We start from the raw sequence: 12,429 nt of genomic DNA on the forward strand, positions 1-12,429 counted from the left end.
ATTCGAAGCTTGTTTACTATACAGCAGAGGAGTATGAAGATGGCAACATGGTTTTTAGTTATTGTGTATCTTGCATTTATTAGTCTGGGCTTACCGGATTCGCTACTGGGGGCAGCATGGCCAGTCATGCGGCAAGACTTGAACGCTTCACTCGAAGCAGCGGGGCTCATTTCTATGATTATTGCGGCAGGAACTATCGTATCCAGCCTGTTCAGCGGCAAATTAATCGAAAAGATTGGCACAGGCAATATTACGCTGCTGAGCTGTCTTATGACTGCACTTGCCCTATTTGGCTTTTCATGGTCACCGTCTCTAGTGTGGCTTATGCTGCTAGCGATTCCACTGGGGCTGGGCGGCGGTGCTGTAGATGCAGCGCTTAATCATTATGTCGCTGCCCATTATAAAGCTCATCATATGAACTGGCTGCATTGCTTCTGGGGAATCGGCGCTACACTGGGCCCGATCATTATGGCGCATCATCTTGCAAATCAGGGAGCCTGGCGGCATGGTTATAGTGCGGTGTCGATGATTCAGTTTGGACTGGTGATCGTTTTGCTATTTAGTTTACCGCTCTGGGGTAAGGTTGCTTCCGCTCGCGCCCGTACTGATCGTAATCAAAATGCCGAGCAGCAAGCAGAGCAGCTTGAACCGATCGGCAACTCCACCACATCCGCGACCCTATCTATTTTTAAATTGCATGGCGTAAAGCCAACGCTGCTCGCATTTCTACTCTATTGCGGGGTGGAAACGACGGTTGGATTATGGGGAGCCAGCTATCTGGTCGGTGCAAGAGAGATCGAAGCGCAAACAGCTGCTGCCTGGATTTCGCTCTATTATGGCGGGATTACGCTCGGTCGTTTCCTAACAGGCTTTCTATCACTCAAGCTGAGCAATCTGCTCATGATTCGATTTGGTCAATGGACGGCACTAGCTGGTGGCATTATCGTATTGCTTCCGTTACCAGACAGCTTTGCTCTAGCTGGCTTAATTCTCGTTGGACTCGGACTGGCACCGATCTATCCAAGTCTGCTGCATGAAACGCCTGCTCGTTTTGGCAAAGGCAATTCCGCGCGCTTGATGGGCTACCAGATGGCGGTTGCTTATACAGGCACCACAGTCTTACCTCCCTTATTCGGTGTGATGGCAGCTTCGCTATCGGTCGGACTATTTCCGATCGTGATTACAACTTTTCTGCTCTGTATGTTAGGCAGCACCGAGCGTGTGAACCGTATACTGGCAGCTAGAAAATAAGGAGGAACAAAGATGATCTTATCGTTAATTGGACTGGTGAGCGGATGCACTGTGCTTGCTGCAATCGTCTGGTGTGGCGTATACCTCTGCATGCAAATGTCGAATGAGCCTATACGTGTAAAGCCGATTCGCTCTGCTGACGATTGGTTCGAATAAATATCAAAATAAACAGTTGACATGTAACGGGTTCCAACGCTTAGGCTTGGTATAGATACTTAATAAACATTATTTATAAAGTGGATGAATAAGGAGGCATACGATGTGATTAAACTAGTCGTAACCGATTTGGATGGGACATTTCTGAACAATCAAAGCAGCTTTGATAAGGAGCTATTTCAAAGCGTATATGCACGAATGAAGGAGCAAGGCATTGCCTTTGCTGCCTGCACGGGTAAGCAATGTGAGCGTGTGGAAAAGCTATTTGAGGATGTTGGTGAAGGAATCTGGATTCTGGGAGATAGCGCTACACGGATCAAGCGAGACGGTCAGCTCATGCGCGAATTCACACTGGAGCAGAAGCTGGCGCAGCAAGCGATACGCAGCATTACCGAATTCGATCCACAGCTGACAATTATCGCCTGCACCAGTGAGTCTGCCTATGTGCATACCTCAATTGATCCAGCGATCTATGATGTCGTTAAAGGATCATACCAGCATGTCATTCAAACCGATGATCTGGAGCAGATCGATACGCCGTTTATCAAGCTTACCGTCTATGATCCATGGGAACGCAGCACGGCGCTTCGTCAGCATATCGAGCACAGTATGCGGGGTCAGATCTATATTGTCGATTCAGAAGCACGCTGGCTTGATATTACCGAACTTCACACTCACAAAGGTGAGACGGTTCGATGGTTGCAGGAGATGCTCGGCGTAAGTATGGCAGAAACGATGTCTTTTGGTGATGGTGAAAATGATATCGAGCTAATGGGCATTGCCGAATATAGCTTTGCTGTGCGGAATGCCTGTGATAACACCAAACAGGCCGCTCAATTCATCACCCGCTCGAACGAGGAAAATGGAGTGCTGCTTACAATCGATAAAATGCTATCCCTACAGGAGCTTCGCCAACCACTATCCGCTGAACCAGCTAAATAATCTGGAGAAGCACCGCCCCCAGTATTTTCCAGCCCATCCCAGCAAAAAGCCGCAGAATGGATTATCATCCCTGCGGCTTTTTCATATATTCATGTATGTGCACACCTGAAGGTGTATGATTCAGCATTGTATATGTATGACGGTACCGACTGCTTGCCCTTCTGCCAGCCATTGCTGCTACAACTCGAAGCATCAGCCTCTCATTTCAGCAATGGCTTCCGAAATCAGATTCATACCAAGCAGCAATTCCTCACGCCCCGGATGGGTAAAATTCAGCCGAATATAGCTACTACCCTGTCCGTCAGCATAACAGCGTCTGCCCGGTAAAAAGGATACACCCTTCGCAAGCGCACGCTCCAATAGCTGCTCTCCATCCAGCTGCTCCGGTAAATGCGCCCATAAAAACATGCCGCCTACGGGTACTTCTACCTCTGTACCACGCCAGTTCGGCCGTTTGAGCAGCTCCAGCATCAACTTGAGCCGAATATCGTATTCCCGATTGAGCATCGTAATATGGCTATCCCAATCAAAGCGTGGCGACTGTAGCAAGCGTAGTAGAATTGCCTGGTTCATCGTGCTGGATTGCCAGTCAGCGGTCTGCTTTGCTGCCGATAGCACCTCAATGAGCTGTGGATCGCCAGCTGCCCAGCCGATACGAAGCGCAGGCACGATCGTTTTGCTAAAGGAACCGATATACAGCACATGATTCCCCCCCAGCTCCCGATCTAGCTGAAATAAGCTCGGATATCGACGCCGAAAAGAGCGTACCTGCTCCGATCCAAAATGCAGATCGCCATACGCATCATCCTCTGCGATCAATAGCTCATGCTTGCGACAAAGCTCCAGCACCGCCTTACGTCGCTCCAGCGTCCATGCTCTACCTGTCGGATTGCCAAAGTTCGGCGATACGAACAGCAGCTTGGGCTGATGCTGAGCGATCAGGCGCTCCAGCTCCTGGGGGCGCATGCCATCACGATCGCATTCCACATGAACCACATGCGCTCCCTGCAAATGCAATACCTGCAAGCAGCCTGGTGGTGCAGGCGATTCGATCAACACCACATCACCATGATTCACATAAATGCGAACGAGCAAGTCAATCGTCTGCTGACTACCTGAGGTAAGCAAAATATCCGCCGGATCTACCACCAGCTTCTGATCCTTTTGCCAGCGACTATGCAGCCATTGTCGTAATGCTAGTGAACCGGCAACATCGCCATATTGCAGCGCAAGCGGACCAGCTGAAAATACCGCACCTGCCGCTTCACCCAGCTGAGCAAGCGGAAACAGTTCTTCTGCTGGCAATTCCTCTGCCAGCGATATCCATGATTCGCGGCGCTGTGCACGGCGATCTGGACGAACCGAAAAGGGCGGCATTTTGCTTACTCTGGATGCAAATGAAAATTTCACCGTTTCAGCCTCCTGTACGATGCTTTTTCAAGATCATACACCTGAACTTGAATCCAGAGCAACCTTTTTTGACGCGCCTTTGGTCTTTAATGTACGAATCGGCTCGATACCGACAGAGGACTCCACAGCAATCACATTCGGAAGGCTTTCCAGCGCACCCTTGAATGAAGCGGTATGTGAATACAGCGTGTATTTCTCAATCGCCTGTGCACGGCTGCTCACACCCAGCTTGTCATAAATTTTACGCAGATAATTATCAACAGAACGACGGCTTACACGGATCGTCTCAGCGATCTTATCGTATGTAAACCCCTGTGTAATCTGCGTCATGATCGTGTGTTCAATTTGAGACAGCTCAAAATAGCCATCGGTCGGAATTTGAGCAGGCACCGGTACAACGCCCTGACTTAGCCAGGATAATGGAATGACCGTCAGTCCCTGACGCAAGCCACTGATCAGATGCAGCAATTGGGCAGGCGAGGATTCCTTGGAAAGCACGCCACTTGCACCCATGCTCATCAGCCCGGCAAATAGCGATAGATTATTATCTCCCGTCAGTACAATCACATGGCTGTCCGGACTACTGCGTTTAATCTGGCGCAAATAAAATTCTGCATTGCCCTCTGGCAGTGAGTCATCCAGCAGAATCAGATGAGGGCTTGTACGTGCGGCAAGCTTAACCCCATCTTTGACCGAGCTTGCTGTACCAACGACACTCAAGCTTTCGGTTTCTTCCAATATGATCTTCGTTCCCAGCATTAATGCGGGATGATTATCAATCATGATAACCTTCCATACGCTATCCATTGGGGCACTTCCTCCCTGTATCAATCCATCTATTTTGCGGACTTCTGCTTGCTAATTGTTATGACTGTATAGTTACATATCGGTCAATAGTAGTGGAATTTTAATCCTATCTGCTGCTTTTCTTCTATATATTCATACAGGTAAAATATTATTTTCTAGACTTACACGATGCCTGTTCAACAGGAGGTTTAATTGGTGACATGTACGCCTATTTCAGAAATGGACGCACCCTTACCCACATGTTAGAATGAAATTTGTTCAAAATAATAACAAAACGAGGTGATCCGACATGGATTCCAAAACAGAGCCTACTTCGCGCTCCATGACACGTCCGCGGCCCTCAGGCGGCACCTCTGCACGATGGTTTTTGGTGTTTTTGATCGTCATTATTGCGCTCGGAGCGACAGCAGCGTATCTATATAGCAATCACCTGAAACAGCAGATGATCACCGCGATCAAGGCGGATACGGAGCGACAGATCGCTACCCTGCAAAGTGATTATGAGACTCGCCTGACAACGATGTCCAAGGAGATGGAGCAGCTTCAAAGCAAGGTCGATTCCTTTAACGAGCTGCTCACCTTTACAAAGGATAATGCCAGCAACAAGACGGATAATAGTAACAAGCTGTATACCCAGCTTAATGAAGTACAAAAGCAACTCAATACGCTACAAAAGAAAATGGAGCTGCTCAAATGAACAAAGGTATTAGACGGATCAATCGTTTGCTGTTGCTAGCGATTGCGCCCTTCGTCGGCGTGTTCGCGGTGCTATTACTTCAGCCGCATGACGTAAGTATTCCGCTCGAGCTGGAGCCCTATAAGCCCCGTACAGCACTGAGCGAGCAGACATCAAGTATTATGAATGGCTTGCAGCAGGCAGAGCAGGTTGCTGTACAGACATCCGCCTCGATTGAGAAAACAACACGTCTGTACAATCGCACGACCTCAGCGATGTCATCGATCGTGCGTACAGCTTCAACGCAGGCGCAAAAGCCAGAGCAGATTTACAATAGGCGCATCACCTCAAGGCTTGGTGCCGCAGTAGAGCGTGTGAATAGTCAGCGCATTAATATTGAGCTGTATCGTCTGAATCCAGGCTCGTATCGCGCCTATGCGATGAAGATCAAGCTACGCGATCCAGAAGCGATGAAAATGACGCTTGGCAAGGATTCCTTTGGCGGAGCAGAAACGACCTTAACAGCTACCCAGCGCTATGGCGCAATCGCTGGTATTAACGCAGGTGGCTTTGCCGATTCAGCAGGCAAGCGCTATCCGCTTAGCACGACGATGCTGAATGGTCAGTATGTAAGTGGCTTTCAACCGAGCTTTAAGGATCTGTTCTTTGTCGGTCTGAACAATTCAGGGCAGCTGATTGGTGGCAAATTCTCCAATCAGCAAAAGCTCGATGCTTTATCACCTTCATTCGGTGCTTCCTTTGTACCGATCCTAATTCAAAATGGTCAAAAAACACCGATCCCAGACAAATGGCAGAAGACTCCACTGCGTGCTCCGCGTACCGTCATCGGTAAGTATAAGGATGATCAGCTGATCGTCATTGCCGCAGACGGCTACAATGAGAATGGTAGCTCTGGTGCCACTCTCAAGGAGCTACAGGATAAGCTGTATAAAATGGGCGTGATCGATGCCTACAATCTGGATGGCGGCGGCTCCACCTCGCTCATTTTAAATGGGCGTGTCGTCAATCATCCATCCGACGGCTCGCTTCGTCCGGTAGCTACGAACTTTCTCTTTTTCAAATAAGGTTGAGACTATGTATCGATAGTGCTTTCGCATGAGCAGCAGCATGTTCTATACAGAGCAGTGAGACGATAGCAGTAGAACATAACCGCCTGCAAAAAAGACCTTCCGACCTGAGATCAGGCTGGAAGGTCTTTATATTTACAATCAAAGCGACCGGAGATGATTCATATTTGTATGGGACCAATTCGAATGGCATGGCGCAGTGTGCTACCTGTCCAATTGCTTCTGCACAGGCATTATCCTGGTCACTCATCCCCTTACATGTTACTCATTAAATGAATTAGGCATTTTTCGGAATCAAGTTCATTTCAGTTACACATTGTGCGCAAATATAGCGATCCTTGAATTCGCTCACTTCTTCCATAGAGCCACAGAATACACATTTCGGACGATATCTTTCCAGAATGATATGATCACCCTGTACAAGAATTTCAACCGGGTCTCCTTCATTCATTTGATATCTTTTACGCAGCGACTTTGGCAACACAATTCTTCCCAATTGATCAACTTTACGTACAACGCCTGCCGGTTTCATACAATTATACACCTCTCTGTAATTGATACTTGAGTATGTGCCTGATGCACATACTCGATAACAAGTGAAGGAAGAACATCAGTGTAATAAAATTTGGAATATAAACTATATATTCTCTATTTCACTTCTCTGTATATTCTTCGCTTACTTGTTGAATCCTGCTAACTTTTACTAATTTCTATTCTTTCTTTTAGAAGCAAGACTTTTCTCACTGCACTCCAAGCTGCTGTTAGCTCATGCCGGGGAAATCCAATTGCCGTAATGCTTCATATACAATGATGGCCGCTGAATTGGACAGGTTCAGCGAGCGAACATCACCAGACATCGGCATACGCATCGCCGTCTCCGGATTAGCTGCAATCAGCTCAGGCGGCAGCCCCTTTGTTTCCTTGCCAAATACGAAAAAATCGCCATCCTGAAACTGGAAGTCACAATATCTGTTTTTAGCCTTGGTAGTGGCATAAAAGAAGCGATGACCAGTGTAGGACTTTTGAACCTCTTCAAAAGAATCATGATACTCGATATTCACAGCATGCCAATAATCAAGACCGGCTCTTTTGAGAGTAGCATCATCTGTTCTAAAACCCAAAGGATGCACAAGATGCAGGTGAATGCCTGTAGCTGCGCATGTTCTGGCAATATTGCCAGTATTCGCTGGTATCTCTGGTTCGACCAATACAATGTGTAGTGCCATAGTTCTGTTTCCACCTTTTATCTAGTTCTTTTTGATTATAACCTATCTCGGTAAATTGCGACAGCTTTTGACAAAAAATAGTTGAATATTTTTAAAAAAAGCCCTCCCAGAAGGGAAGGCTTGTTCTTTTTAACGCAAACGAGCTATAAAAGTTGCTCTATTAGCTGTGTTTTTTCTGGAAATCCTGCATAAATTCTACCAACGCTTTACAGCTTTCGTACGGTACAGCGTTATAAATTGATGCGCGCAGACCTCCTACGCTACGATGTCCCTTCAAACCAACAAAGCCTGCTTGCTCGGATGCCTTAACAAAGGCTTTTTCCAGTTCTTCCGTTTCCAGCCTAAAAGTAATGTTCATATGGGAGCGGCTATCTGCATGAGCTGCACCCTTATAGAAACCATTGCTGTTATCGATCGCATCATAGATCAGGTTCGCCTTTTGCTCGTTCAGACGCTCTACGCCCTCCAGACCACCCTTCTCCTCAATCCATTTCAGCACTTCATTAACCATATAAATCGCAAACGATGGCGGTGTATTGTATAGCGATCCATTGCTAAGATGAGTGTCATAGCGGAAAATCGTCGGAATATGCTTTGGTGAATTATTCACCAGCTCTTCGCGTGCAATGACAACTGTTACGCCGGAAGGCCCCAGATTCTTTTGCGCGCCTGCATAAATCATGCCGAATTGGCTCATATCCAGTGGACGGCTCAAAATGTCGCTCGACATATCCACGATTAGCGGAATATCGCCTGTGTCCGGGAATTGCTTAAATTGTACGCCACCGATCGTTTCATTCGAAGTTAGATGCACATAAGCTGCGTCTGGAGCAATCTGTAGCTCGTCAGCCGCCGGTACACGCATGTAGTTATCTTCTTTAGTGGAAGCAGCAACCTGCGTTTCACCAAGCAGCTTCGCTTCGCTAATCGCCTTGCCTGCCCAACTCCCCGTATCCACATAGCTACCTACTTTACCTTCACCCAGCAGATTCATTGGGATCATTGCAAACTGTGTGCTCGCGCCACCTTGCAGAAATAACACCTTAAATCCTTCCGGATTACCCAGCAGAGATAATAGACGCTGCTCAGCTTCTTTATGTACGCCTTCATACACCGCTCCACGGTGCGACATTTCCATAATCGACATTCCCGTACCTTCATAGTCTACAAATTGCTTCTGAGCGCGCTCCAGCACTTCCAGCGGCAATGCAGCCGGACCGGCATTGAAATTATAAGCTCTCTTGGTCATCTCTTACTCCACCCTTTCAGATTCAGCATGACATCTTTATCCCTGTAAAGAGGTGATGTCAGGTTTGTGGTAATTATCGCTATGATATCAGCATTTTCCAGGGTGAGCAAGTGTCTTTTGTCACGCTGGTATCAAAAGCGATTATTTTTTACAGTAGGCATGAATAACGGCGGTTTGTGCCTATTTCCGAACAAAGCCTTTACATCCAGATGACTTATTAAAAAATCCTCCGGAACAGTCATTCCGGAGGATTCAGCAGCCGTGCGGCTTGTGTTACCGTGTAAATCGGCAGTCAGCCGATTAGCAATCGTAGTAGAGGCTGAATTCGTGTGGATGTACACGGATTGCAACGTCTTTTGCTTCAGCGCGTTTGAACGCGATGTAGTTAGCGATAAAGTCTGCTGTGAACACGTCGCCTTGAAGCAGGAACTCATGGTTTTTCTCCAGCTCATCCAGAGCTTCATCAAGGGAAGCAGGTACACTGCGGATTCCTTGTTTGTCTTCATCAGACAGCTCGTAGATGTTTTTGTCGAAAGGACCATAGCCCAGCTCGCGTGGATCGCGTTTGTTTTTGATACCGTCCAGACCAGCCATCAGCATAGCGGAGAATGCCAGATAAGGGTTAGCTGTGGAGTCTGGTGTACGGAACTCGATACGACAGCCTTTAGGTGTTACAGCGGCTACCGGGATACGTACTGCTGCGGAACGGTTACCTTTGGAGAATACGAGGTTAACCGGTGCTTCGTAGCCAGGAACCAGACGTTTGAACGAGTTCGTGCTCGGGTTTGTCAGCGCGATCAGTGCAGGTGCATGGTACAGGATACCGCCGATGTAGTGTAGAGCCATTTCACTCAGGTTCGCGTAAGCGCCTTTTTCGTAGAACAGAGGCGTGTCGCCATTGAAGATGGATTGGTGAACGTGCATACCGCTACCGTTGTCACCGAACAGTGGTTTTGGCATAAATGTTGCTGTTTTGCCGTATTGTACCGCTGTGTTGTGCACAATGTATTTGTATTTCAGCAGGTTATCTGCTGTGAATTTAAGAGTATCGAAACGGAAGTTGATTTCCGCTTGACCAGCTGTTGCTACTTCATGGTGATGACGCTCGATTTTCAGACCAGCTTCTTCCAGCAGGCGACACATTTCGCTGCGGATATCTTGCTGGGAGTCAACTGGAGCAACAGGTACATAACCGCCTTTTTTGCGGATTTTGAAACCAAGGTTGCCGCCTTCTTCTTTACGGTTTGTATTCCAGAAACCTTCATTGGAATCTACGGAATACGCCGATACGTTCACATCGCTCTGATAGCGAACATCGTCAAAGATGAAAAATTCGGATTCTGGAGCGAAAAATGCCGCTGTACCTACACCGCTGGATTGCAGGAATTCTTCTGCTTTCTCGGCGATACCGCGTGGGTCACGCTCATAGCGCTCGCCATCTGGAGTGTAGATGTTGCACATTACGTTGATTGTCGGATGAGCGGTAAATGGATCGATAAACACGGATTCTGGATCCGGCATCATAACCATATCGGACTCTTCAATACCGCGGAAGCCTGGAATAGAAGAACCGTCAAACGCTACACCATTCACAAAAGTATCCTCATCCACTTCACTAGATGGCAGTGAGATATGGTGTGCACGTCCCGACAAATCTACGAAACGGAAATCGAACCACTCAATATTGTTTTCCTGTGCGAGCTTCAATACATTTTCTACCGGCATTTGTACTTTCCTCCCCAAATTTCCGAACATTGCAACTTTTTCTAATGTCAAATGTTCATGTTCTCGTTTTTTTTCTGTCGTCATTATAAAACCAAAAACCTGACATCGTCAATAGCCATGTGATATATTTCTGGCTGAAATGTAAGAAATGCTTACACTTCATAGCTTACCAAAAAAGAAATCGCTTCGTCAATCAACGATTGCATAGCGTGTAAGCAATGTGATGCGTTATGCCTTACCACTTATTCACTACACGCTTTAAAGCGTCACACCAGCAAATGAATCTAATATTTAAATGGCATATTACTCCTTTCACACGTAAACTACAAGCCCCGCGCGGGAAGTACGGTAGCTTTATTCCGACCATTAAGCCTCTAAACGATGCTTTATCCGTATGAAAAAAAGCAAGAAATGCTTGATCTATCAGCTTTTTTTGAAGCAGGTTTGTGATTAATGCTCATTTTTTTGCATTTGTTTGCATGAAATGATGAAAACGATAATTTGGTACTAAAATCCTTAACGATATACCAAACAGGCTGATCCTATTGTGATCAACCTGTTCATTGTTCAATTTCAAGCAGAAGTGTTCAGTTGTACAAGCTGAACACTTCTGCTCATCGATTCACTATTTAGTTGGTTTCTCTACGTATTATGCCTGTGCGGATACAGCAAACTGCTCTGCTGGCGCCTTCGCAGTGTTAAAGCTTTTGCCGATAATCGGTGCGAGTTGCTCCAGCTCACGCAGCAATCGTGCGAATTGATCCGGGAATAGCGATTGTACGCCATCACCGGTCATGGAGTTGTCTGGATCGGTATGCATTTCAATAATGAGTCCATCTGCGCCTGCTGCAACAGAAGCGCGTGTCATCGGCTCGACCAGCTCACGACGCCCTGTACCATGACTCGGATCAGAAATGACCGGCAGATGGCTGAGCTGCTGAAGAACAGGAATAGCTGACAGATCGAGCGTATTACGTGTGTAGCCTTCAAATGTACGAATACCACGCTCGCATAGCATTACATCCTTATTGCCCCCCGCCAGAATGTATTCTGCTGCATTAAGCAGCTCGTCGTATGTTGCACTGAAGCCACGCTTGAGCAACACGGGCTTACGCACCTCACCCAGCTTACGTAACAGATCGAAGTTCTGCATATTACGCGTACCAACCTGCAAAATATCCGCGTATTCTGCACAGATATCTACATATTCCGGTGTCATGACCTCTGTAATCGTGAGCAGACCATGCTTTTTCCCTGCTTCCGCCATCATAATTAAGCCTTCCACTCCTACACCCTGGAAGCTGTATGGGCCAGTACGCGGTTTAAACGCGCCACCACGTAATACCTGACCACCTGCTGCTTTGACCAGACGAGCAATTTCATCAATCTGTTCTGCCGATTCTACCGCACATGGTCCACCCATCACGACCAGCTCGCCGCCACCGATACGTACATCGCCGATCTCGATCACTGTATTTTCCGGATGGAATTCACGACTTGCCAGCTTGTAGGACTTGGACACTTTGTTCACTGCCTGTACAACGGTATGCTGTTCAAGACGCTGCTGTAGTGCAGGTGTAACCTTGCCGATCATGCCAACGACAATACCATCTGCTGCATGAGCAATATGGGCTTGTACACCTTCTTCACGAATTATGCTTACAATTTCATTTAATTGTTCCTGTGAGGCTTGCTTGGATACTTTTGCGATCATAATCATTCTCTCCTTTGATATGGACAATGTATGGTTTTATACAGATATGAAATGGAAGGGTGAGCCATGATGGGAAGATCACGCTCGTTACGATTTTCGATGTTCGATATCATTCAGCGTCATCATTCACTTTAACGCTTGTTCGCTTTTTAGCTTACACGCTTTTAAGCTTTTAATTACTAAAG

The 12,429-nt window shown here is 47.0% G+C and carries 12 protein-coding genes; 5 read left to right on the top strand and 7 right to left on the bottom strand.

Going from position 1 to position 12,429, the window contains the following annotated elements; all coding sequences use genetic code 11:
• Positions 1-39: 39 nt before the first annotated feature.
• The 3 genes from SK066_RS16430 (at position 40) to SK066_RS16440 (ending at position 2,349) form a co-directional block, all read left to right on the top strand.
• Positions 40-1,251 (top strand): MFS transporter, encoded by a 1,212-nt coding sequence (locus SK066_RS16430; protein ID WP_320542286.1) that lies wholly within the window; start codon positions 40-42, stop codon positions 1,249-1,251.
• Between the two features lie 12 nt (positions 1,252-1,263).
• On the top strand, positions 1,264-1,407 hold the full coding sequence (locus tag SK066_RS16435; protein WP_320542287.1) for a hypothetical protein: 144 nt from the start codon (positions 1,264-1,266) through the stop codon (positions 1,405-1,407).
• 105 nt (positions 1,408-1,512) lie between these two features.
• Positions 1,513-2,349 (top strand): HAD-IIB family hydrolase, encoded by an 837-nt coding sequence (locus SK066_RS16440; protein WP_320542288.1) that lies wholly within the window; start codon positions 1,513-1,515, stop codon positions 2,347-2,349.
• Positions 2,350-2,541: 192 nt separating this feature from the next.
• Here SK066_RS16440 and SK066_RS16445 read toward each other — a convergent pair whose 3' ends face one another.
• Positions 2,542-3,759, bottom strand: a complete 1,218-nt coding sequence (locus SK066_RS16445; RefSeq protein WP_320542289.1) for an aminotransferase-like domain-containing protein — start codon at positions 3,757-3,759, stop codon at positions 2,542-2,544.
• A gap of 33 nt (positions 3,760-3,792) precedes the next feature.
• The gene (locus tag SK066_RS16450) at positions 3,793-4,566 is read right to left on the bottom strand and encodes a response regulator transcription factor (RefSeq protein ID WP_188773880.1); all 774 of its coding nucleotides are present in this window, start codon (positions 4,564-4,566) and stop codon (positions 3,793-3,795) included.
• Positions 4,567-4,855: 289 nt separating this feature from the next.
• Here SK066_RS16450 and SK066_RS16455 point away from each other — a divergent pair, with 289 nt between their 5' ends.
• Both SK066_RS16455 and SK066_RS16460 read left to right on the top strand, forming a co-directional pair.
• On the top strand, positions 4,856-5,263 hold the full coding sequence (locus SK066_RS16455; RefSeq protein WP_407673687.1) for a hypothetical protein: 408 nt from the start codon (positions 4,856-4,858) through the stop codon (positions 5,261-5,263).
• On the top strand, positions 5,260-6,327 hold the full coding sequence (locus tag SK066_RS16460; protein WP_320542290.1) for a phosphodiester glycosidase family protein: 1,068 nt from the start codon (positions 5,260-5,262) through the stop codon (positions 6,325-6,327). Before SK066_RS16455 ends, SK066_RS16460 begins: the two co-directional genes overlap by 4 nt.
• Before the next feature lie 280 nt (positions 6,328-6,607).
• On the opposite strand, the gene SK066_RS16465 is transcribed toward SK066_RS16460, so the two are convergent.
• The 5 genes from SK066_RS16465 to aroF form a co-directional block, all read right to left on the bottom strand.
• Positions 6,608-6,862, bottom strand: a complete 255-nt coding sequence (locus tag SK066_RS16465) for an AbrB/MazE/SpoVT family DNA-binding domain-containing protein (RefSeq protein ID WP_188773877.1) — start codon at positions 6,860-6,862, stop codon at positions 6,608-6,610.
• A gap of 229 nt (positions 6,863-7,091) precedes the next feature.
• Complete coding sequence (gene trmL, locus SK066_RS16470) at positions 7,092-7,556, bottom strand: tRNA (uridine(34)/cytosine(34)/5-carboxymethylaminomethyluridine(34)-2'-O)-methyltransferase TrmL (RefSeq protein WP_320542291.1); 465 nt, start codon at positions 7,554-7,556, stop codon at positions 7,092-7,094.
• 160 nt (positions 7,557-7,716) lie between these two features.
• Positions 7,717-8,805 (bottom strand): 3-phosphoserine/phosphohydroxythreonine transaminase, encoded by a 1,089-nt coding sequence (serC, locus tag SK066_RS16475; protein WP_320542292.1) that lies wholly within the window; start codon positions 8,803-8,805, stop codon positions 7,717-7,719.
• Between the two features lie 300 nt (positions 8,806-9,105).
• Complete coding sequence (gene glnA / locus SK066_RS16480) at positions 9,106-10,530, bottom strand: type I glutamate--ammonia ligase (protein WP_320542293.1); 1,425 nt, start codon at positions 10,528-10,530, stop codon at positions 9,106-9,108.
• A 649-nt stretch (positions 10,531-11,179) separates the two neighbouring features.
• Entirely contained in the window at positions 11,180-12,244 is a 1,065-nt protein-coding gene (aroF, locus tag SK066_RS16485; RefSeq protein WP_320542294.1) for a 3-deoxy-7-phosphoheptulonate synthase, read from the bottom strand.
• Positions 12,245-12,429 lie beyond the last annotated feature (185 nt).

This window comes from Paenibacillus hunanensis (genome assembly GCF_034055775.1).
GTDB classification, from domain to species: domain Bacteria; phylum Bacillota; class Bacilli; order Paenibacillales; family Paenibacillaceae; genus Saccharibacillus; species Saccharibacillus hunanensis.